Genomic DNA, 21,451 nt, shown 5'->3' with positions numbered 1-21,451 from the left:
TCAGCGGATGTTTTTGCTGACGCCGGCCGCATCGAAGCTGGCCATTTCGTTGAGCATGGCCAGCGCGGCGCAGACCAGCGGGTAGGCGAGCGCGGCGCCGCTGCCTTCGCCGAGGCGCAGCCCCAGATCGAGCAGCGGTTCGCCGCCGAGGTCGCGGATCTGCGCCTGGTGGCCGGGTTCGGCCGAGCGGTGGCCGAAGATGCAGTAGTCGCGGATCGCCGGCGCGACGCGCGCGGCGGCGAGCAGCGCGGAGGAGGCGATGAAGCCGTCGATGAGCAGCGTCATCCGGCGCTCGGCGCCGGCCAGCAGCGCGCCGGCCATCATGGCGATCTCGAAGCCGCCGAATTCCGCCAGCACGTCGAGCGGATCGGCGTCTGCCGGCAGCGCGGCGCGCGCCACGGCCCGCGCCAGCAGCTCGCGCTTGCGCGCCAGGCCCGCGTCGTCGAGGCCGGTGCCGCGCCCGACGCAATCGGCGAGCGGCGCGCCGGTGAACACGTGCGTGAGCAGCGCCGCCGACGCCGTGTTGCCGATGCCCACTTCGCCGACCGCCAGCAGGTTGCAGCCCTCCGCCGCCAGCCGGCGCACGATCCCCGCCGCGGTTTCGATGGCGGCGGCGCATTGCGCGCGGGTCATCGCCGGCTCGTCAAGGTAGCTGCGGGTGCCGGCCGGCGCGATCTTGGCGTCAATCAGGTCGGGCCGCGCCCCGAATTCGTGCGCCACGCCGGCGTCGATGACCTGCACCGCCATTCCCCCCTGGCGGGCGAAGACGTTGACCCCGGCGCCGCCGGCCAGGCAGTTCTCGACCATCTGCCAGGTGACGTCCTGCGGATAGGCCGACAACCCCGCCCTGGCGGCGCCGTGATCGGCCGCGAACACCAGCAGCGTGGGCCGGTGGAAGCGGGGCGACAGCGTGCGCTGGATGCGTCCGACGCGCAGCGCGATCCGTTCCAGCGCGCCCAGCGAGCCGAGCGGCTTGGTCTTGTTGTCGATGGCGTCCTGCAGCGCCTGATCGAGCGCCGTGTCGAGCGGGGGAATCGTGAAGTTCATCGGGCGTGGCGGAATGGAGGCGGTGGGACGGCGGGCGCCGCGAAGCCGCAATTATACGCCGCGCCCCTCGTGCTAATCTTGGCGGCATGAGAGAACTGATCTTTGGCGGCGCCCGTTCGGGCAAGAGCGCACTGGCCGAGCGGCGGGCCGCGGAGAGCGGCCTGCGCGTGATCTACGTGGCGACCGCGCAGGCGCTGGACGGCGAGATGCAGCGGCGCATCGCGCATCATCGGGCGCGCCGGCCAGCGTCGTGGGGACTGGTCGAATCGCCGCTGGGCCTGGCCGCGGCGCTGCGCGCGCAGGCGGCGCCGGACGTCTGCCTGCTGGTCGACTGCCTGACGCTGTGGCTGTCGAACCTGCTCTTCGCCGGCGCGGCGGCGCGGCAGGCCGAAGCCGGCCAGGCGGTGGACTGCCCGCTGTTCCGCGACGAGGTGCAGGCCCTGATCGAGACGCTGCCGCAACTGCCGGGCCGGATCATCCTGGTGTCCAACGAAGTCGGCTGGGGCGTCGTGCCGATGGCCGCCGTCTCGCGCCTGTTCGCCGACGAGCAGGGACGGCTCAACCAGCGCGTGGCCGCGGTGTGCGAGCGCGTCACGCTGGTGGCCGGCGGGCTGCCGCTGGTGCTCAAGCCGCAACCCGACAACCCGTGAAGGAGACGTCATGTATCAGCGCATCATGGCCGCCATCGACGGCAACTATCAGGAAAGCCGGGTGCTGGCGACGGCCGTGGAGACGGCCCGGCGCTTCGAAGCGAAGCTGGCGCTCTGCCATGCCCTGGACGACACCCTCCTGGCGCAGCAATTCGCCCGCGTCGCGCTGCCCGACGGAGTCAGCCCGATCGAGGCGTCCCTGCGCAGCGGCGCCCGGGAATTCCTCGAACAGGCAGCTGATCTGGCTCGCGGGCAGGGCGTCGAGGCAGAGATTCTGCTGGTCGACTCGGAATCCGAGCATGTCCCGGAATTGCTGGCCCGGGCCGCTGCCGACTGGCGCGCGGACCTGATCGTCGTCGGCGCGCACGGCAGCCAGGGCGTCGAACGCCTGTTCGGCGGCAGCCTCGCCGAACATCTGGCGAGGAAGGCGGCGGTCTCGCTGCTGCTCGTGCGCTCCTGAGCCGCGCCTAGCGGCTGGAGGAGAAGAAGAAGCCGATGCCGACGGCGATCAGGATGAGCGGCCACCAGATGCGCAGCAGGTGCATGAGGTCGAGGCGCAGGTAGCCGAGGTTGTAGGCCAGCGCGATGCCGCCGGCGATGATGAGCAGGGCTCCGTTGAAGCGGCTTTTCACGGCTGGTTCTCCTTTCCGCTGATGTCGTTGCCGAGCGCCGGCAACCATGCGGCGAGCCGCGCCAGGTCCAGGTGCTGCTCGACGGCGTCGGCCAGCCGGTCGAGATCGCGCTCGCGGCGCTCGTTCGGGTCGAAGCTGGCGGTGGGCGTGTGCCCGGCCCAGGCCAGCAGCGCGTCGAGCGCCCCAGGCTGGTCGAACAGTCCGTGGCAGTAGGTGGCGAGGATTTGGCCGTCCTCCGACACCGCGCCTTCCGGCCGGCCTGCCAGGCAGGTGGCGGGGCGTTCCAGCGCCGGGCCGTGCGTCACGCCCATGTGGATGCGGTAGCCGGCGATGGCCGGCGTGCCCGGCAGCGTCAGCGTGCCGCGCACGTTTTCCAGGTTCTTTTCCGCCGCCAGCGTCGTTTCGTAGTCGAGCAGCCCGAGGCCGGGCGCGCTGCCGGGCGCGCCTTCGAGACCGAGCGGATCGTTGAGTTTCGCGCCGAGCATCTGCAGGCCGCCGCAGATGCCGATCAGCTTGCCGCCGTAGCGCAGGTGCCGGCGGATCGCCGTTTCCCAGCCCATCGCGCGCAGCCAGTCGAGATCGGCCTGCACCGCCTTGGAGCCGGGCAGCACGATCAGGTCGCACGGCGGCACGGCTTCGTACGGACCGACGAAGCGGAAATCGACGTCCGGATGGAAGCGCAGCGGGTCGAGGTCGTTGTGGTTGGAGATGCGCGGGTAGGCCGGCGCGATGGCCTGCAATTTGGCGCCGGTCTTCGCCTCGCGGCCCCTGGGCACTGCGTCCTCGGCGTCGAGGTAGAGGCCGTGCAGATAGGGCAGCACGCCGAGCACGGGCTTGCCGGTGCGCTCCTCCAGCCAGGTCAGGCCCGATTCGAGCAGGCCGATGTCGCCGCGGAAGCGGTTGATGACGAAGCCCTTGACCCGCGCCTGTTCGCTCGGCGAGAGCAGTTCGAGCGTGCCGACGAGGTGGGCGAAGACGCCGCCCCGGTCGATGTCGGCAATCAGGATCACCGGGCAGTCGACCACCTCGGCGAAGCCCATGTTGGCGATGTCGCGGGCGCGCAGGTTGATCTCGGCCGGGCTGCCGGCGCCTTCGACGACGATGCAGTCGTAGGCGGCGCACAGGCGTTCCCAGGATTCGAGCACGGCCTGCATCGCGCGCGGCTTGTACTCGTGGTAGTCGCGGGCATTGAGATCGGCGTGCGCCTTGCCGTGGATGATCACCTGCGCGCGCTTGTCGGTCGAGGGCTTGAGCAGGATCGGATTGAAATCGATGTGCGCCGGCACGCGCGCGGCCAGCGCCTGCAGCGCCTGGGCGCGGCCGATCTCGCCGCCGTCGACGGTGACCGCCGAGTTGAGCGCCATGTTCTGCGGCTTGAACGGCGCGACGCGCACGCCGCGCCGGGCCAGTATCCGGCAGAGCGCCGCGGCGAACACCGACTTGCCGGCGTCGGAGGTGCAGCCCTGGACCATCAGGCAGGGGGTTTTGCTGTGGGGTTCGGGTGTATTCATCGTAAAATCGCTCGTTTCCGGCTGCGTAGCCCGCGATTTTCTCATGCCTTTCCCCTTTGCTCCCGCCGATGTGCCGACTTCGCTGACGTGGCCGCTGGCGGCCGTCGCCGGCGTCGCGCTCGACCGGCTGCTGGGCGAGACGCGCCGCTGGCATCCGCTGGTCGGCTTCGGGGCCTTGGCCGACGCCATCGAGCGCGCGTTCAACCGCGGCCCGTGGCGGCGCCTCAACGGCGTCGCCGCCTGGGCGCTGGCCGTGCTGCCCTGGGCGGCGCTGGCGTGGTGGGCGCGCGGCGCGGGCATCGCGGGCTGGCTGCTCGACGCCTTTCTGCTGTACCTGGCGCTCGGCGGCCGCGCCCTGGCCGAGCACGCCGAGCGCGTGGCCGCCGACCTGCATGCCGGCGACCTGCCGGCTGCGCGCGAACACGTCGGCTGGATCGTCTCGCGCAACACGGCGGAACTCGACGAATCCGGCGTGGCCAAGGCCTGCGTCGAATCGACGCTGGAAAACGGCAACGACGCCGTGTTCGGCGCGCTGTTCTGGTTCGCCCTGCTCGGCGGCGCGGGCGCCGTGCTGTTCCGGCTGGCCAACACGCTCGACGCGATGTGGGGCTACAAGACCGAGCGCTTCCTGTGCTTCGGCTGGGCGGCGGCGCGCCTCGACGATGCGCTCAATTACGTGCCGGCGCGGCTGACGGCGCTGTCCTACGCGCTGTTCGGCAAGACCCGCGCGGCGCTGGCCTGCTGGCGCCGGCAGGCGCCGGTGTGGGAGAGCCCGAACGCCGGGCCGGTGATGTCGGCCGGCGCGGGCAGTCTCGGCCTGGCCCTCGGCGGGCCGGCAATCTACCACGGACAGATCGAGGAGCGCCCGGTGCTCGGCGCGGGGCGTCCGGCGTGCGGCGAGGACATTCCGCGCGCGCTGTCCCTGGTGCGGCGCGGCATCGCCCTCTGGCTGGCGGTATTCCTGGCGATCGGAGCGCTCGGTGCTTGAGCATGGCGGACGCCTGCGGCAGGCGGCGCGCGAACACGGCATCCCGCTGGCGGACTGGCTGGACCTGTCAACGGGCATCAACCCGGAGATGTACCCGGTGCCGGCGATCGAAGCCTCGGGCTGGCAGCGCCTGCCGGAAGACGACGACGGCCTGGACGCGGCGGCCGCCGCCTACTACGGCAGCGACCGGCTGCTGGCCCTGCCGGGGTCGCAGGCGGCCATCCAGGCGCTGCCCTTCCTGTTCAAACCGATGGCCGTGGCTTGCGTCTCGCCGCTCTATGAGGAGCATCCGCACGCCTGGACAAAGGCCGGCCACCAACTGCGCCGCGTGCCCTCGCTGGCGCGCGCCTTGTCGGCGGTGACTCCGGCCGTGCTGCTGTGCAACCCGAACAATCCGACGGCGGAGCGTGTCTCGCGCGAGGCCCTGCTCGACGCGGCGGGACAGTTGCGGCGGCGCGGCGGGTGGCTGATCGTCGACGAGGCTTTCGGCGACGCCGAGCCGGAAAACACCGTCGCCGCGCTGGCGGGCGGCGGCGCCGCGCCGAACCTGATCGTGCTGCGTTCGCTCGGCAAATTCTTCGGACTCGCCGGCGCGCGCGTCGGCTTCGTTTTCGCCGCGGCCGACAAGCTCGACCGGCTGCGCGAGACGATCGGCCCGTGGGGCATCGCGCATCCGTCGCGCATCGTCGCGCGCCGGGCGCTGGCGGACGCGGCATGGCAGGCCGCCGCGCGGGAAAGACTGGCGGCGGCCTCGCAGCGGCTGGCGGAAACGCTTTCGCCGCTCGGCACGGTACGGCGGACGGCGCTGTTCTGCACCGTCGCGGGCCGGGACGCGCCCTTGCCCGTCGCGGCGCTGGCCGCGCATTGCGCGCGGCGCGGCATTCTCGTCCGGCGCCTCGACCCGCACGGCCTGCTGCGCTTCGGCCTGCCCGGCGACGAAGCCGGCTGGCGGCGCCTCGACGCCGCCATCGGCGAATGGCGGGCGCCATGAGCAAACGCCTGCCTTTCCTGATCTTCGCCGTCGCGTCGGGTCTGGCGCTGGCTGACGTCAGCGTGGTCGACGATACCGGCGCCGCCGTCCGCCTGGAACGGCCGGCCCAACGCATCGTCACGCTGGCGCCGCACCTGGCGGAAACCGTGTTCGCCGCCGGCGCCGGCGACAAACTGGCCGGCGCCGTCGAATACAGCGACTACCCTGCGGCGGCCGGCAAGGTGCCCAAGGTCGGCGGCTACTCCCGGCTCGACCTCGAAGCCATCGTCGCGCTCAAGGCCGACCTGATCATCGCCTGGCAGACCGGCAACGCGCCGGCCAACATCGACAAGCTGCGCGGTCTCGGCTTCCCGATCTACGTGTCGCAGCCCAACCGCCTGGAGGACGTGGCCGGCGAGATCGAACGCCTGGGCCAGCTGGCCGGCACCTCGGAGGCGGCCGATGCCGCCGCCCGCCGGTTCCGCGCGCGCCTGGCCGACCTGCGGAAGCAGTACGGCGGACGGCCGACGGTGCGCACCTTCTACCAGATCTGGAAACAGCCGCTGTCCACGATCGGCGGCAGGCAGATCATTTCCAGCGTCATCCGCCTGTGCGGCGGCGAGAACGTGTTCGGCGGTCTGGAGACGATCGCGCCGGTGGTCACCGTCGAAGCGGTCGTCGCCGCCAATCCCGAAGCCATCGTCGCCAGCGGCATGGGCGAGTCCCGGCCGGACTGGCTCGACGACTGGAAGCGCTGGCCCGCCGTGACCGCCGTGGCGCGCAACAACCTCTTCTTCGTGCCGCCCGAACTCATCCAGCGCCACACGCCGCGCCTGCTCGACGGCGCGGAAGCACTGTGCCGGCACCTCGAAACCGCGCGCTCCAGGCGGCCCAAATGACCGCCCTCTCGCCGGGATGGACGCCGGCCCGCAAAAACGCTATGCTTGCGGCCCTTGCAACCGCATAAAGCGCCCGTAGCTCAGTTGGATAGAGTACTGCCCTCCGAAGGCAGGGGTCGGACGTTCGAATCGTCTCGGGCGCGCCAATTAACACTAAAACTGGGCACTTCTTTCGAAGTGCCCTTTTTTATTGCCGTGATCGCCGAAGCCAAGGCGGCATAGCTGCCCTTCATCGTCGCCGTGTCGCCCGACACCACAATCTCATCGACCAGCAGGCGCAGATAGCGCTTGGCGAAGTCCTTGTCCTTGAGCTTGGCCCGGATCGCCTTGCTGAAGGCGGCCACGTCGCTCGGCAGGATGCGTTCGACCGGCAGCGCGTGGCTGCGCCGGGCTCCGGCCAGTTCGATCAGCAGCGATTCCCGTTCGGCCTTGAGTTCCTGCGCCCGCTTCTGAAGCGTTTCGTCGAAGGGCAAGCCGTTCTCGATGGCGGCGTACAGGTTGCGCTGGGCCAACTCGGCTTTTTTCAGCAGCCGGGTCAGTTCGTTGATCTTCGCTTGCTCGGCCGTCTTGCTGTCCTTGGTGTGTTTCCGCAGTTCGGCGATGAGTTGGTTCAGCCGCTCGGTCTGGCAGATGCGGTCGGCGAACTGGCCGACGATGAGCGTGTCGAGCGTGTCCATCGGCAGATTGCGGCTGTCGCAGGCGTGGTTGCCCTTGCTCTGCCGGTTCGCGCATTTGTAGTAGTGATAGCGTCCGCTCTTGCCGGTGACGGCGGTAAGCCGGTGGCCGCAGGCGCATCGGAGCAGGCCGGTCAGCAGGTTCGGCGAGGAGATAACGCGCGGCGGGGTCTTTTTAGGGGAACGCTCTTCACGCAAGCGGGCCGCCTGTTCGAACAGCTCCGGGGCGATGATCGGGTCGGACCGGTAGGTAAGCCATTCGTCTGGCGGGCGTTTCTCGCCGGTGCGTGAATTGCGCTGATTGAACAGGTGTTCCCCGATATAGGCCCGGCTGCTCAGGATGTCGTGCAGCTTCTGAATGCTCCACGGACTGCCGCGCATGGTCTGGCCGCGCTGGGTGAGCAGTTTGCCGATTTCCTTGATGCCGAGCGTCTTGCCGTGGTGGCCGTAGACGTAGAAGTCGAAGATGTTGCGTACGATCAGCGCTTCGGCGGGGTCGATTTCGAGGCGTTTCTTCTTTCTTCCCCGGCTGCCGCTGACGTTGGTGGCGACGGATTTGAAACCGAAGGGCGGACGGGAGCCGCTGTAGAAGCCCTGCCGGACGTTCTCGCACATGGCGCGGTGGGTGTGCTTGGAATTCTCCCGGCTTTGGTGTTCGTCGAAGAGGTTGATGATGCGCCGCATCATTTCGCCGCTGGCGTCGTCGCTGGTCGGTTGAGTGATGGAGATGACTTTGACCTTGTTCTTACCGAGTTTCCGTTCATAGACGCCGAATTCGATACCGTCGCGGAAGAACCGGGACAGGCTGTGAATCACGATGGCGTCGAACGGCGCAGGTTTTTGCAGGGCGTCGGCGATCATCTGCTGGAAGACCGGGCGTTTGTCGTCGGTGGCGGACGCACCGGGTTCGATGTATTCCCGCACGACGGTGTGGCCGTTGGCGTGGCTCCATTCGACGAGTTGCCGAATCTGGTCGGGAATGGAGAGGTCGTTGTCGGCCTGGCGGGTCGTCGAGACACGGGCATAGAGAGCGACGTGCATGATTCTTTCTCCGTGGTACGGGCGCCCCTTCCCCCGCTTGGCGGGATGCTGGCTCCGGCCGGAAGCCCGTCAAGGTCAGGCGTTGTGCGCTACGCGCAACCTTGACGGGCTTCCGTCCTCCGCACGCTGGTCGCCATGCGGTGGATGGGGCGCTGTGGGTGAGTCTAGTCTTCGTCTCCGTCGTGCTGCTGCATCAGCACCAGCAGTTCGGGGAGGATCGAAACGAGCAGTTCAATTTCGTCGGCAGACGGCGTTGCAAGGGCATCGGCCTTGAGGACGACTTCGAGCAGAATGGTTTCGCGCACTCATCGTGGCACCTCCTTTCCTGCTGTATCGGCCTGCCCTGTCCTTGCCTTTCCGTGTTGCTTTATCAGGGCGTCCAATTCCGGTAGGAAGCCCTGATTGCCAAATTCGTTGAGCGCGATCTTGCGGAATGCCTTGAACTGGCAATCCGACGGGATGCCGACTTCGGCGGCATCGAGCACGCGGCTCAGGCGTTCGTGCACTTTCTTCATGATGAGGTCGGTGAGCGGCGTCACCATTGCCCCAGCCTCATCTCGTCGTAGCGCCGGGAAACGTCGTTGTCCCAGGTGAGCGGGTCGTGGACGTTTTCGAGTTTGCGCCGCAGGTGGTCGAGGCTTTCCTCGAAACCGACGTCGGGTGTGTTGTTGCGGATACCGCGCAGGGCGGCAAAGCGTTTGAGGTAGCCGTAGACGCTGACGGCCATGCGGGCTTCGCGTTCGCGCAGCAAGGCGTCGGGGTCGAGTTCTCGGACGATGCCGAGGCCGGGCAGTTGGCCGATCCGTTCTTGCAGGTCGCGCCAGAGGGGATGCAGTGGCCAACGAGAGCGGTTAGTGTCGTCGGTCTTGATCCGCAGCGTGGTGTGATCGTGCGCCAGGATACGCAGCAGGTCGCCTTGCCGGCCGGCCAGATCGGCGAAGGTACGGATGCCGAAACGGCGCAGCCAGTCTTTGCGTACCTGCCATTCGATACGCCAGACGTTCTCTGTTTCGCCCCAGAGGTCGAAGAACCACGTCTTGGCGCTCTTTTCCTGTATCTCGGCGATTTTGTCGTAGACGCGCAGGACGAGTTCGCCTTCGCCGAAGCGGAAGGTCTGCACCTTGCGGTTTTTGCGGTGCTGGTTGTCTTTGGTGGCTTGGGTGACGAAGCTGTCTTCGTCAAAATCCATCGGATCGAGCCGGTAATCGAAGGTGAAGTTGACGCGGGAGAGGCGTTCCGGGCGGGAAGGAAACAGCCCGAGGGAGTCGGCCCAGTCGAGGAAGCGTTGATGTAAGGCCGCAGCGCCCCGTTGCCATAGGGCGTAGCTGCGGTAGGTGACGAAGAAGTTCGGTTTGTTGAATTCGCCGAACTGGATGCTGAAGGCGTCGTTCTCGATCAGAAAGGGATAACCGCTGCCGGTACCGTGTCCGGCGAGCAGGAATTCTTCGCTGCCGAGGCGGATAGGCTTGGGGCGGCGGCTCCCGGAGGAACGCAGCGATTCCTTCTCGGCGGCCAGCCGCTCATAGTCGAGCGCGCTGTCGTGGCGTGCAGCCAGCCAGTATACGCACTCGATGGTGTCGTGGCCGGTGAGAAGTTGCCGGAAAAGTGGCTGTTGAGCGGTATCCATTACCGCTTATGTTAGTAACCTACAAAGGGGTATGTCAAGCCTCTTCCGGTGTGTCGTAGGCGATGACTCTGCGATTCTCGATCTTGACTGCGCCGCTGACCGCCTTCCAGAAATTGCCCAGCTTCTTGGCGATGACGAAACCGAGCGAACGTTCTTGGCTCGGGCCTTCGTCCGGGAAGAACTCTCGAATTTTGATCCCGAGAATATCTTCGTATTTGCGCAGGGTACGTTTGTTGTGGATCAGCACAAGTACGCGCCAGCCGAAATGATGCCCGATACGCAGCATGCCGAGCGCGGCCTCTAGGTCATCCAGTTGTCCATCAAAACGGGCAATCGCATCACGTTCTATCCGCACGAGTTCCGCTTCTTGTTCCAGCGTCCGGTTGAAAAGTCGCTTAACGTTGCGTTCATATCGTTCGTTTTCGATAACCATGCCTACCCCTTCGGTCGATCATTGCAAAACAAATCATAGCACCGGAGAGCGGTAATGGTAACCCTTGCCATGGGTGTGTCGTGGCGGCGGGCGCTGGGGCGGCCGCTCGCGCGGTCGCGCCCAGCACCTGCCGCCACACACCTTTTCTTGAGAAGACCCTACAGTCGGCGTAGGCTTTGGCTCTAGCAGTTTTTATCCATGTATCCATAGCCCCCCGTGTTACTTGGACGGGGTAGGGCTGGGCCTGATGGTTTCGCTAAATCTTTTTGAATGCCTTGAGAAAATTTACTGAATGGCTATGGAAGCGAACGTGTCCCGGCGAATTTAAAGGGCGGCTCTCTTCGGCAAAGGCAGGGGCGATGTAGCCCCATTCCCCAACAGTGGAAAAATAGACAACGTAGTCAATCTTTGCCCCTTGCCATTTGTTATGAACAATGACCGACTCATTGTTATTTTGGATACTTTTTACTTGTATCCGATAGTAATTCTTGTCATCGGCAACAACGAGATCGGTTTTTTTCCCGTGATCAATGGCTGGGATTAGAACTTCCCATCCATCGCCGAGTAGCCATGCAGCCAGCAGGTTCTCGTAGGACAGTTGCTTGTGGGCGGCAAGGGTTGTTTCTTTGATGCTTGCGTTTCGAACAGGCATGGCATTCCCATTTCTGGATATGCCGTATGACAGCCTGAGGTGGCTTCCTGTAAACGGTCCGAGGTAGCGGTCGCATCCCTCCCGATTAACACCTTCTCAAGATTTATATCTGAGACGAGTAGTCAAGGCTGCCAACCTTACCCCTTCGAGATCGCCTCGATTTGGTATGAAGACTACTCACTAACCATTTTGGCTTAGGTGCTTTAGTATGGAAAAGGATAATTCCTATAGACGCTGGATGTCAATTGCCTGCAACCAGTACCCTGATTCATCGCTTCGAGCGCGCCAGGATTCAATGGGTCAGGTGATTTTCGCCTGACCCATTTTCATTTCGTGCCCACGCCGTGCCCATCCTGTTCCTGTGCAAGGTCTTGTTGGGTAAGGATCAGTATCAGCTCAAGCCAGATATTCGGTGGAATCGGCAGCGAGTCCGGAATTGTGGCCCATGCTGTCGGCAGGGAGGGGCGGCTCGCGTTAGCAGATCCAGTCCATTCGCGCAGAAATTTTCTGGTTAGCAGATTCTCGACTCGGTCAGCCCAAAATTCACAACTGGAGAATGTCGCGCCGTTCTTCCATCAGTTTCTTGAGGTTCGTTATTCCCCGTTTGCGATGGTCCTCAAGAATCTCTCGCGCCTTCGCGCTTTCGCCATTGCGAATTGCTTCGACTAAGCGGGCATGTTCCTGAATTGAATCAGCTGTGTTCGTACGCATGGACAGCATGGTCAGCCGTGCGCGCTTGGCGCGGCTCCAGAAATTATCCACAACTTCGGTGAGTATCCTGTTCCCCGATAGCTCGACCAGGTTGCAGTGAAAATCCTCGTCAGCCTGAGCCCAGGCTTTGATATCCGATTTCGAATGCGCTTCATTCATTCTCCGGATAGGACTCTCAAGCAGTTCGAGCTCTTTTGGCGTGAGTGGCCTGGCAGCCGCAAGCTGAACAGCCAATCCTTCGAGGCTTGTCAGAATCTCGTGGATTTCCTGAATGTCAGTCAATGAGATCGGTAGCACCCGCATCCCGTGTCGCGGTACGACCTTCACGAGTCCATCACGTTGTAGACGGATGAGCGCTTCTCTGATGGGAGTACGGCTGACCTTCAATTCTTCCGCCAATTCCTGTTCCAGGGCGTGGTAACCCGTTCCCCAGACGTTGTACAGAATCTTGTTTTGAATTTCGTTGTAGACATGGTTGACCAATGACTTGGGCTTACGCGAATGCGCGCGTGCTGTGTCGGATTTCATGGCGGTGCCTTGATTAGACTTGTTATAAAAATACGTTGTTTTCAAAAATACCATGAAAAACAATAAAAAAACTGGGCTCAATAAAAAACGCCAGTGAATACGTAGGTTTTTACCGAAGAACCAGGGTTGCCTTCCACGCCCCGACTTTTTGGCATTACGGTAAAGCCGGTTGCACGATTTTGACCGTTATTCGCTCTGCCAGCAGCGGTTGAATCTTCGTACGGAAGGCGGTGCTGTGAGCCATCCCTAAGTGCTTCCTAAAATCCTCCAGCGACTTCCAGCGTTCTGTCACCAAAATCCTGCAGTCGTCGTTGTCCTGATTTGGCAAGCCCATTGGGACATCCACTGTCGGCACATATTCAAGACAACCGGACTCGGCCTCCTGTACGGCTGGAACGAGTTCGCGATAACAATTAAGCGCCTGCTCCAGGCATCCTTTCCTGATTCGTACGCTGGCAAATACATAGATCATGGCGACTTCCTGACTGGGGGTTAACGAAATCCGCGAGGCCGTTTGTGCGGAAAAATCTTCTATGGATACGTTATCGTATGTGTTGACATTTATCAATGCGTACTTTAACGTATCCATAGGCGACGGATTTCATGGTTCAAGGTGCCATGAGTGTGGTGACTTGGCACTGATTCCAGCCGTTGGCTCAACAGGATTTGTTCAGCAACCTTTCGCGCGACCGGGTCGCGTTCGACAACAAGGATCAGGACGACATGAAGCAAAGCGTAATCATCGCCTTCCTCGGGAAAACACAAGACCGGTTCTGTGAGTACCACGCGCCCAAAAGCACGTACGAGAAGTTGCAGATAGTGCAGCAGATCAAGGGCTTCGATGGCGTGGAAATGGTCTTTCCGCATGAGACCTCGACGCCGGAGGAGATCAGTTCAATGATGCGGGAGTTGCAGTTGAACTGGGCCGCCATCAACGTCAACGTCAAGAAAGAACCGCAGTTCGTTGCTGGCAGCCTTTCTCGTCCAGTCAGACAAATCCGGGAGGAGGCGGTTGCGCTCATCAAGCGGGCCAAGGATTTCGCCAAGGCCGTCGGCGCGCCATTGGTGACGTGCTGCCCGCTTTCCGATGGCTACGACATGCTTTTCCAGGTCGATTATCAGGCGGCATGGAAATACCTGATCGAAACAATCGGCGAAGCGGCCGACTACCTTCCCGAGATTCCGCTATTCCTTGAACCCAAGTACTCGGAAGTGCGCGTTCATTGCCATCTCGACAGCACGTCCAAGGCCTTGCTGCTGCTCAAGGAAATTGGCAACAAGAACACCGGAATCACGCTGGACCTTGGGCACTCGATCCAAAGCCAGGAGAATCCGGCGCAGATGCTGGTGACGACCAAGGAGTCCGGTTTCGACGTTTACATTCATACCAACGACAATGACACCAAGGCCGACTGGGATCTCGTCGGCGGCAGCCGTCATTTCCTGAACTACGTCGAGCTGCTTTTCTGGGCCAAGGAATATGGCTACGACAAGTACTTCACGACCGACGCTTCACCGCGCATCTATAACATCATCGACTTCTTCGAACGTCATGCCGAGGTCAGTCTGGGAATCTGGAACCTCGTGAATAGCCTCGACGCTTCGAAGTACCGCCGCCTCATGCGCGAGGAGAACCACAACGAACTGATTTCCCTGGTTACACGGGAGATTTACCGCGTGTAAAGATATTTCCCAATGCTGTCATGAAGTTCGCAACAGACCCGGCCGTATTCGCTGTTTAGTTCAGTTATTTCAACAAACCAATAAACGAATCATGGAGGTCATATGAATACCGCGAAGCAACTCGTCTGCCTGGCTATCGCTTTCGGAAGCGTGATGGTCGTTCCTACGGTCTCTGCCCAAACCGTACTCAAATTCAGCCACACCGATCAGCAGCAGGGGGCACGTCAAGCCGGTGCGCAGATTTTTGCGAAGAAAGTAGCGGAGTACACCAATAACCGCTACAAGGTCAATGTCTTCTGCTGCGGCCAACTTGGCAACGATCCGAAGAATATTGAACAACTGGTTTCGGGGGGAATTGACTTTACGGTTTCGGCGACCGGTTCTTATGCCCCGCACGTCGATTCCTTGAATCTGACCATGTTGCCATTCATGTTCGACAGCTACGAACAGGGATGGAAGTTCTACGACGAATCCAAATGGCTGAAGGCGCAATTCGACAAGGCTCCGGCCAAGGGCTTTCGCTTCCTTGCCACGTGGGAGGCCGGCTTTCGCAGCATGACCACCAAGGAACCGCTCAATAGCCCTGCCGACGCCAAGGGCAAGAAGCTGCGCACGTTCCCCAATGAAATGATGCGCTGGCTGCTTGAAGATCTCGGCTTCGGCGTTCAGATCATGCCGTTGCCGGAAGTCTATCTGGCCATCCAGCAGGGAGCCGTTGCCGGTCAGGAAAACCCCATCGATACGATCTACTCGAACAAATTCTACGAAGTCGCGCCGAACGTGACGCTCACGCGCCACGTCTATAGCCCGATTCCAATGGCCATCTCGGAAAAAACGTGGGCCAAGCTCTCGCCCGAGGATCGGACGGCGATAACCAGGGCCGCGCAGGAAGCCGCCACGTGGAACCGCAACGAGGTCAAGGCTAGCGAGGAGAAGCAGCTTGCCGAAATGGCAGCCAAGGGCGCCAAGATCAATAACCCGAATGCGCAGCCGTTCCGCGACGCCGTCAAGCCGACCTACGAAAAAGCCAAAGCCAAGTGGGGGGCCGACGTCGATGCCATCCTGGCCGACGCGGAAGCGGTACGCAAAGCGCTTCCGGCAAAGCAATAGGGAGTGGGATCCATGGAGGGAAGCGTCGTGGCGACTGCCGAGCAAAATGACGTTGGTGATGTGCGCGAATTGCTGCCGCGCGGACCAGAACAGGCTTTGCCTATCCATCTGTTGGCCAGGCTGATCGACTGGGCGCTGGTTGTTTCCGCTGCCGTCATGATCGTTCTCGTATTCTTCAACGTCTGCGCTCACGCGGTGGGCCACGATCTGGCCCAGACCACGGAGGCCTGTGAACTCCTGATGGTCTGGGTGTCGTTTCTTGGCGGCGCCTCGATCATCCGCCGCGGCGGGCATATGACCATCACGGAGTTCATCGACAAACTGGACGAGCGCCGGCGCCGCGTTGCCGACTTTATCGTTCAGCTCGTGAGTCTGGCCGTGCTGTGGATCCTCTGCAGCAACGGCCTGACTATCGTCGCCAACAACTGGGGAAACATTCTCACCGTTCTCGGCATTCCCATGGCCTGGCAATACATGCCGCTGTCGATCGGCAGCGGCGCCGGAATCGTGTTTATCGCCTACGACCTTTATCAGATTCTTCGCGGCAAGTCGCGCGAGGAGCGTTATGGAGTGGATGAATAATGCTTACCATCCAGGTTTTCGGTGTCTTCTTCCTCATTGCCCTGGCTGGGTTACCGCTGTACTTCTCACTGATCGCCACGACAGCGGGGGTCGTCTACTTCAAGAATCTTTCGTACCAACTCGACTCACTGTTCCTCAACCTGATTGCCGGCGTCGAGCCGTTCATCCTGATTGCCGTGCCACTGTTCATCTTCGCTGGCGAATTGCTGGCTCGGGGTGGCGTGGGCAAGCGCATCGTCAATCTGGCCCGCGCGTTGTTCGGCTGGATGCCGGGCGGCATGGGAGTGGTGACCATCGTTTCCTGCCTGATGTTCGGCGGTGTGTCCGGATCGGCCATTGCCGACACGGCGGCGATCGGTTCGCTGGTTGCTCCGACCATGAAAGAAAAGGGCTACCACCCTGACTTCACCGCCGCGTTGCTGTCGGTTGCGGGGACGCTGGCCCTGCTCATGCCGCTGTCGATTCCGTTCCTGGTATTCGCCTTCGTTTCGGGCGCATCGATGCGCATTCTTTCGATGTCCGGGGTGATCCCCGGGATGATCTGCGCGATCGCGCTGTCCATCGTGTGCATCGGCTACGGTAAAAAAACCGGCTGCGATAATGGATCGGATCGGGCGTCGCTGCGTGAGATCTGGCGTGTCGCGAAGGATGCGGGGCCTGCGTTGCTGATGCCGGTCATCATCGTCGGCGGCATCTGGACCGGCACGTTCACGCCGACGGAAGCGGCAGCCATCGCCGTGGTCTACGGCCTGGTGATCTCGCTTTTCCTTTACAAGGACATCAAGCTCACCGATCTCCCGGCCATCGCTCTCAAAGCCTTTCAAACCAGTGCGTCGGTGCTGCTGGTGATCGGGGCGACCGGCGTGCTGTCGTGGCTGCTGACCGCCGAGATGGTCGCCGTCGAGCTGGCCGAGTGGATCCAGACCGTGGCCAAAGAGCCGTGGCAGTTTCTGCTGATGCTCAACCTCGTGCTGCTCATGCTCGGTATCTTCATCGAGCCCCTGCCGGCCATGCTGCTCACCGCGCCGCTTTTCCTGCCGATGGCGCAGGCAATGCAGATCGACCTGATCCTCATGGGCGTCATCATGGTGATGAATTTGTCGATCGCCCTGTATACGCCTCCCGTCGGCGGCACCTTGTTCGTCGCGGCGAAGCTCTGCAAGGCCAGCATCGGCGGCATGTCACGGCACATCATCCCGCTCATGGGGATGAACATCACCGTTCTGTTCATCACGACCTATGTTCCCTGGCTCTCCAAGGCGCTGCCAAAAGTGCTTTTTGGGGTCGGCTGAGAGGATCTGTTTCTTCTTTGTTTTCAACCCTAGATATTAATCAATGACAAATCGCATCGTTTCCATTTCAGGCGCGCCGTACGACGGTTACGAGTTTCCGGCGATGCTGGACAGTCTGGCGTCGTGCGGGGCGAAGCACGTGGAGCCGGCGTTCATCGTCGGCTACACGGGGGCCTTCGACGAGTCCGCTTTCACGCCCGCCCAGGCCCGGCAGTATGTGGCCTGGCTGGCCGGGGCGGGCGTGAAGTGCCGCGCCTTCTCGTCGCACATCGACCTCGGGCGGGAGGACGCGGTCGAGGTCTTCAAGGGCCGCATGGACTTCGCCGCCGCGCTCGGCGCCCGGGTGATCAACACCAACGCCGCCGCGCGCGCCTGGAGCGGGCGCTTCTTCCGCAACATCGAGCCGCTGGTGCGCCACGCCGAGCAGCTGGGCATGGTCATCGGCCTGGAGAATCCGGGCGACGGCAGCGACAACCTGATCAACACCGCCGCCGACGGCATCGCCCTGCTCGACCGGCTCGGCCACCCTAACCTGCGGCTCAACTACGATGCCGCCAACACCGTCTCGCACCGCCCGGCCGGGAAGCCCGGCGGTGTGATTCCGGCCGACGACGCGCTGCTCGCCATGCCGTACTGCGGGCACGTGCATATCAAGGACGCCAGGGTGACGCCGGACGGCTACTTCTTCACCCCGCTCGGCGCAGGCGACATCGGCTGCGACCGGATCGTGCGGGCCGTGGCGAAGACCGACCTCGCCCTCTCCGTCGAGCTCCCGCTGCGCCTGCACCGCGGGCCGGACGCCCGGCCGGTCCGCCGCCCCGAGCCGGTGCCGCGCGCCGAGATCGAATCCGTGGTGCGCGCCGCGCTGGCCTTCGTCGAACGCCATCTGCGCGACGCAGCGGAATAAGCCTGGAGAGCCCATGAACCGCGCCGTCAACGATCTCCGGGAGCGACTGAGTTGATATCGCCCATGGACATCGATGCGGTCTCGTTCGTCGGCTCCGGGCTGCAACGTCCGGAGTGCGTACTTTGTACCGCGCACGGCGACATTTTCGCGGCGGACTGGCGAGGCGGTGTCGCCCATATCCTGCCGACTGGCGAACAGCGCCTTTATCAGGGGATGACGCCCGACGGGCGCCTGCTGCGCCCCAACGGCATTGCCTTGAACGCCGACGGATCGTTTCTGGTCGCCGATCTGGGCGAAGAAAAAGGCGGGGTTTTCCGCCTTACACGTGACGGCGAAGTGAGCGTTTTTGTCGACCGGGTGGATGGAAAGGAGTTGCCGCCGAGCAATTTCGTGTTCACCGATTGCGCTCGGCGTACATGGATAACCGTCAGCACCCGGCGAATTCCCCGGGCAACAGCGTACCGCTCGGACGTGGCCGACGGCTTCGTGGTGTTGGCCGATGAAAAAGGCGCCCGCATCGTCGCCGACGGCCTGGGGTACACCAACGAGGCAGCCATTCATCCGGATGGGCGCTGGCTTTACGTCAATGAGACCTTCGGGCGCCGCCTCGTCCGCTACCCGATCCAGGCAAATGGAGAACTGGGAAGCAAAGACGTGGTGACCGAGTTCGGCGAGGGAACCTATCCCGACGGGCTGACTTTCGATGCCGAAGGCTGCGCCTGGATTACCAGCATTGTCAGCAACCGGGTCATCCGCGTCCTGCCTGACGGGAGCCAGCGGTTGATGTTGCAGGACGCCGATGCCGAGCACGTCGCCTGGACGGAAAAGGCATTCCGCCAAAACGAACTTGGACGTCCCCACCTCGACCACATCCGCGGCAGGCGGCTGCGAAACATTTCGAGCCTGGCTTTTGGCGGGCGCGACCTACGCACCATTTACCTGGGTTGCCTGCAAGGCGACAGCATCGCCTGTCTCCACCAGGGCATCCCCGGGCATCCTCCATCGCACTGGAATTACCGCTAAATGGCAGCCGGCCCGAATCGCCGAACAGGTGAAACGCTGGTTGATCGCGTTTATCAGGAACTACTGGACCGGATTCTCTACCGGAAGTGGGGTAACGGGCATCATGCCCTGGAGCAGGAGATTGCCCTGGAACTCGGCGTCAGCCGGACGCCGGTGCGTCTAGCCTTTTCGCGTTTGCAAAGCGATGGCTTGATCGAGGTGATTCCGCGGCATGGCATCCGCGTGCTGCCGATGTCGCCGCGAGAAGTTCGGGAAACGTACGAGATATTCACACGCCTTGAATCGCTCGCGGTTGAACTGGCCGCCAGGCGCCGTCCTTCCGCATCCGAATTCGCGGCCCTTGAGGCCGCCAACAACGAGATGGCGTCGGCTTTCGGCTCCTCGGACACCAAGACATGGGTCGGAGCCGATGAGGAGTTTCATCTCCAGTTGGTCACCTTGTCGGGCAACCGAATTCTGAACGAAGTGCACCGGAATTTCTGGGGCCGTGCCCAACGCGCCCGGCTGACGATGCTCTGTCTCATCGGCACGCCACAGCGCTCGACCGGCGAGCATGCGGAAATACTGGAGGCGATCCGGCTTGGTGACGCACCCCGGGCGCGCAGGCTTCTGGAAACCCATTTCGAACCGATCATCGCGTACGTAAATAGCAGCGCCCTGACGGACGGAAGCGTTATCGGCCTGTTCTGACATGGGGACATGAAAGGCATTCAATGACAAACACAAACGATTTCGATATCGCCGTTCTTCCCGGCGACGGTATCGGCGAGGAAGTCATGGCCTGTGCCGAGCAGGTGCTGGCCGCCGTGGGGCAACGCATCGGGCGCAGGTTCCTCCTGACGCGCCACCGTGCCGGCGCACAGCATTATCTGGAAACGGGAGCCGCATTGCCCGAGCCGGTTCTTGCGGCTTGCGAGAAAGCCGATGCCATCCTGTTCGGCGCCATGGGCCTACCCCACGTGCGCGGCAAGGATGGCACGGAAATCATTCCCCAGCTTGACCTCCGTTTCCATTTCGACCTCTACGCGGGCGTGCGGCCGATTCGCACATTTCAGGGACTGCCGATCCCGCTAAGCCACCCTCTGGCGCGTGAAATCGACCTGGTGCTGATCCGTGAAAACACTGAAGGGCTCTTTCATGCGCGTGGCCGGGCCGAAATACGAGGTATGCCGGGGAGCGAGAGCGCGGTCCTGGACACGATGTGCATCAGCCGCCGAGGAACCGAGCGAATTTGCGAATATGCCTTCCGGTACGCGGAACGACGGGCCGCGGCCAAAGGAGGCACCGGACGCGTGACGAGCATTGACAAGGCCAACGTGTTTGCATCAATGGCGTTCTGGCGTCGCATTTTCGATGAGACGGCATCCAGGCATCCGACCGTCGAGGCCAGCAGCGCCTACGTCGACGCCATGGCGCTCAATCTGCTGATGAAGCCCTGGACCTACGACGTCATGGTCACCGAGAACATGTTCGGCGACATTCTTTCCGATCTGATTGCCGGACTGGTCGGCGGCATGGGCATGGCGCCGTCGGGAGATATCGGGGACCATCACGGGCTATTCCAGCCGGCTCATGGCACCGCGCCAGACATCATGGGACAGGGCAAGGCCAATCCGACCGCGATGGTATTGTCCGCCGCCATGATGCTCGGCTGGCTGGGCGAGCGCAGTGGTGACAGCCGCTTGGAGGATGGGATGATCCTGATTGAAAAGGCAATTGAAACCGTCTTCGCGGAAGGGGATATCCGCCCCATGGAGTTTGGCGGACCGCACGGATCATCCGCCGTTGCAACGGCGATCCTTGAAAGGATCTAATCGGAAACGAAGCCTGCGACGAAATTGTTGCGGCAACGGGGAGACAGCGCAGCCGAAAGCATAACCGTTCCTCAATGGAGTAGAGGCATATTAAGGGCCGAGGTGACGTGGATTGACAACTACAACCGGGACGCCAGCGCGACGACCTCGTTCCAGTCGGCCTCGCGAAAGGTGTGCAAGTTGATGCTGAATTCCATAGGTGCCGTTACGCCAGCGTCGTGCCGGTGGTGCGCGAGTTCGGCCAGCGACAGGTCCTGGAACCGGGTGTCGTTGACGGCGGGATGCGGCTCCTGGCGCCGCTGGTGATGCCAGTACCCGCCGCTGGTCAGCGCCTCGGAGTCGTCACTGGTGGGTCAGCCAGACCGGACGTGGAACAGTGTAGTCCAAGGAGGACTTCTCGATCACCTGCCCTTGAAGTCATGGGCCGGATTCATGGTTCGGTTCGCCAATGTCGTTGATAGGAAGCGCCGGCCGTTTTCGGGAGTGGCCGTTCAGACGTCATGCGCCGCGGCGCCGCGTGCGGTCAGGAACGCCAGGACAGCGGAGACCGCCAGCAGCGCGGCGCTCGCCGCGAACGTGCTCCGGTAGCCACCGTGGTCGAACAGCAGTCCGCCCTCGGTGGAGCCCAGCGCGATGGACATTTGGACGACGGCGACGAACAGGCCGCCACCCGCTTC

At 63.0% G+C, this 21,451-nt stretch carries 24 protein-coding genes, 1 tRNA gene and 1 pseudogene; 14 read left to right on the top strand and 12 right to left on the bottom strand.

What is annotated here, in order from left to right; translation table 11 throughout:
* Positions 1–1,047 (bottom strand): nicotinate-nucleotide--dimethylbenzimidazole phosphoribosyltransferase, encoded by a 1,047-nt coding sequence (cobT, locus tag QM701_RS11425; RefSeq protein WP_415167183.1) that lies wholly within the window; start codon positions 1,045–1,047, stop codon positions 1–3.
* 86 nt (positions 1,048–1,133) lie between these two features.
* Between cobT and cobU the strand changes: the two genes are divergently transcribed.
* Both cobU and QM701_RS11415 read left to right on the top strand, forming a co-directional pair.
* Positions 1,134–1,697 (top strand): bifunctional adenosylcobinamide kinase/adenosylcobinamide-phosphate guanylyltransferase, encoded by a 564-nt coding sequence (gene cobU / locus QM701_RS11420; RefSeq protein ID WP_415167182.1) that lies wholly within the window; start codon positions 1,134–1,136, stop codon positions 1,695–1,697.
* Positions 1,698–1,707: 10 nt separating this feature from the next.
* Entirely contained in the window at positions 1,708–2,157 is a 450-nt protein-coding gene (locus QM701_RS11415; protein WP_415167181.1) for a universal stress protein, read from the top strand.
* 7 nt (positions 2,158–2,164) lie between these two features.
* On the opposite strand, the gene QM701_RS11410 is transcribed toward QM701_RS11415, so the two are convergent.
* Together QM701_RS11410 and QM701_RS11405 are read right to left on the bottom strand one after the other, a co-directional pair.
* On the bottom strand, positions 2,165–2,329 hold the full coding sequence (locus QM701_RS11410; protein WP_415167180.1) for a LiaI-LiaF-like domain-containing protein: 165 nt from the start codon (positions 2,327–2,329) through the stop codon (positions 2,165–2,167).
* A complete protein-coding gene (locus tag QM701_RS11405) occupies positions 2,326–3,840 on the bottom strand; it encodes a cobyric acid synthase (protein WP_415167179.1) in 1,515 nt (504 codons plus the stop codon). Before QM701_RS11405 ends, QM701_RS11410 begins: the two co-directional genes overlap by 4 nt.
* Positions 3,841–3,883: 43 nt before the next feature.
* Here QM701_RS11405 and cbiB point away from each other — a divergent pair, with 43 nt between their 5' ends.
* The 4 genes from cbiB (at position 3,884) to QM701_RS11385 (ending at position 6,843) form a co-directional block, all read left to right on the top strand.
* Positions 3,884–4,828: an adenosylcobinamide-phosphate synthase CbiB gene (cbiB, locus tag QM701_RS11400; RefSeq protein ID WP_415167178.1), complete on the top strand. Its 945-nt coding sequence runs from the start codon at positions 3,884–3,886 to the stop codon at positions 4,826–4,828.
* Positions 4,821–5,819 carry a threonine-phosphate decarboxylase CobD gene (cobD, locus tag QM701_RS11395; protein WP_415167177.1) on the top strand — a complete coding sequence of 333 codons (999 nt, stop codon included), beginning with the start codon at positions 4,821–4,823 and terminating at the stop codon, positions 5,817–5,819. Before cbiB ends, cobD begins: the two co-directional genes overlap by 8 nt.
* Positions 5,816–6,697, top strand: coding sequence for a cobalamin-binding protein (locus tag QM701_RS11390; RefSeq protein ID WP_415167176.1), 882 nt, complete (start codon positions 5,816–5,818; stop codon positions 6,695–6,697). The genes cobD and QM701_RS11390 overlap by 4 nt, the downstream gene beginning before the upstream one ends.
* A gap of 69 nt (positions 6,698–6,766) precedes the next feature.
* Positions 6,767–6,843, top strand: a tRNA-Arg gene (locus QM701_RS11385).
* 561 nt (positions 6,844–7,404) lie between these two features.
* Here QM701_RS11385 and QM701_RS11380 read toward each other — a convergent pair.
* The 8 genes and pseudogenes from QM701_RS11380 to QM701_RS11345 form a co-directional block, all read right to left on the bottom strand.
* A pseudogene (locus tag QM701_RS11380) lies at positions 7,405–8,412 on the bottom strand (recombinase family protein); the annotation flags it as partial.
* A gap of 164 nt (positions 8,413–8,576) precedes the next feature.
* Positions 8,577–8,717: a hypothetical protein gene (locus tag QM701_RS11375; RefSeq protein WP_415167175.1), complete on the bottom strand. Its 141-nt coding sequence runs from the start codon at positions 8,715–8,717 to the stop codon at positions 8,577–8,579.
* A complete protein-coding gene (locus tag QM701_RS11370; RefSeq protein WP_415167174.1) occupies positions 8,718–8,954 on the bottom strand; it encodes a hypothetical protein in 237 nt (78 codons plus the stop codon).
* On the bottom strand, positions 8,948–10,039 hold the full coding sequence (locus QM701_RS11365; protein ID WP_415167173.1) for a hypothetical protein: 1,092 nt from the start codon (positions 10,037–10,039) through the stop codon (positions 8,948–8,950). The genes QM701_RS11370 and QM701_RS11365 overlap by 7 nt, the downstream gene beginning before the upstream one ends.
* A 34-nt stretch (positions 10,040–10,073) precedes the next feature.
* The gene (locus QM701_RS11360; protein ID WP_415167172.1) at positions 10,074–10,472 is read right to left on the bottom strand and encodes a hypothetical protein; all 399 of its coding nucleotides are present in this window, start codon (positions 10,470–10,472) and stop codon (positions 10,074–10,076) included.
* Positions 10,473–10,728: 256 nt separating this feature from the next.
* A complete protein-coding gene (locus QM701_RS11355) occupies positions 10,729–11,124 on the bottom strand; it encodes a group I intron-associated PD-(D/E)XK endonuclease (RefSeq protein WP_415167171.1) in 396 nt (131 codons plus the stop codon).
* Between the two features lie 543 nt (positions 11,125–11,667).
* Positions 11,668–12,363, bottom strand: coding sequence for a GntR family transcriptional regulator (locus QM701_RS11350; protein ID WP_415167170.1), 696 nt, complete (start codon positions 12,361–12,363; stop codon positions 11,668–11,670).
* A 154-nt stretch (positions 12,364–12,517) separates the two neighbouring features.
* Entirely contained in the window at positions 12,518–12,952 is a 435-nt protein-coding gene (locus QM701_RS11345; protein ID WP_415167169.1) for a putative quinol monooxygenase, read from the bottom strand.
* A 62-nt stretch (positions 12,953–13,014) separates the two neighbouring features.
* Here QM701_RS11345 and QM701_RS11340 point away from each other — a divergent pair, with 62 nt between their 5' ends.
* The 8 genes from QM701_RS11340 (at position 13,015) to QM701_RS11305 (ending at position 20,774) form a co-directional block, all read left to right on the top strand.
* Positions 13,015–14,046 (top strand): sugar phosphate isomerase/epimerase family protein, encoded by a 1,032-nt coding sequence (locus QM701_RS11340; protein WP_415167168.1) that lies wholly within the window; start codon positions 13,015–13,017, stop codon positions 14,044–14,046.
* Between the two features lie 102 nt (positions 14,047–14,148).
* Positions 14,149–15,156: a TRAP transporter substrate-binding protein gene (locus tag QM701_RS11335; protein WP_415167167.1), complete on the top strand. Its 1,008-nt coding sequence runs from the start codon at positions 14,149–14,151 to the stop codon at positions 15,154–15,156.
* 12 nt (positions 15,157–15,168) lie between these two features.
* Positions 15,169–15,738: a TRAP transporter small permease gene (locus QM701_RS11330; protein WP_415167166.1), complete on the top strand. Its 570-nt coding sequence runs from the start codon at positions 15,169–15,171 to the stop codon at positions 15,736–15,738.
* Positions 15,738–17,030 (top strand): TRAP transporter large permease, encoded by a 1,293-nt coding sequence (locus tag QM701_RS11325; protein WP_415167165.1) that lies wholly within the window; start codon positions 15,738–15,740, stop codon positions 17,028–17,030. The genes QM701_RS11330 and QM701_RS11325 overlap by 1 nt, the downstream gene beginning before the upstream one ends.
* Positions 17,031–17,073: 43 nt before the next feature.
* Positions 17,074–17,937, top strand: a complete 864-nt coding sequence (locus QM701_RS11320; protein ID WP_415167164.1) for a sugar phosphate isomerase/epimerase family protein — start codon at positions 17,074–17,076, stop codon at positions 17,935–17,937.
* Between the two features lie 63 nt (positions 17,938–18,000).
* Positions 18,001–18,960 carry an SMP-30/gluconolactonase/LRE family protein gene (locus QM701_RS11315; RefSeq protein ID WP_415167163.1) on the top strand — a complete coding sequence of 320 codons (960 nt, stop codon included), beginning with the start codon at positions 18,001–18,003 and terminating at the stop codon, positions 18,958–18,960.
* Positions 18,961–19,650 carry a GntR family transcriptional regulator gene (locus QM701_RS11310; protein ID WP_415167162.1) on the top strand — a complete coding sequence of 230 codons (690 nt, stop codon included), beginning with the start codon at positions 18,961–18,963 and terminating at the stop codon, positions 19,648–19,650. It abuts the gene before it with no gap.
* A gap of 23 nt (positions 19,651–19,673) precedes the next feature.
* The gene (locus QM701_RS11305; protein ID WP_415167161.1) at positions 19,674–20,774 is read left to right on the top strand and encodes an isocitrate/isopropylmalate dehydrogenase family protein; all 1,101 of its coding nucleotides are present in this window, start codon (positions 19,674–19,676) and stop codon (positions 20,772–20,774) included.
* Between the two features lie 491 nt (positions 20,775–21,265).
* Here the strand turns inward: QM701_RS11305 and QM701_RS11300 are convergent, their stop codons facing one another.
* Positions 21,266–21,415, bottom strand: coding sequence for a hypothetical protein (locus QM701_RS11300; protein ID WP_415167160.1), 150 nt, complete (start codon positions 21,413–21,415; stop codon positions 21,266–21,268).
* Between the last annotated feature and the right edge of the window lie 36 nt (positions 21,416–21,451).

This window comes from Propionivibrio sp. (assembly GCF_047602565.1).
Taxonomy (GTDB): domain Bacteria; phylum Pseudomonadota; class Gammaproteobacteria; order Burkholderiales; family Rhodocyclaceae; genus Propionivibrio.
Note: the sequence above shows the minus strand (reverse complement) of the source record. Positions and strands in the feature narration are given on the sequence as shown.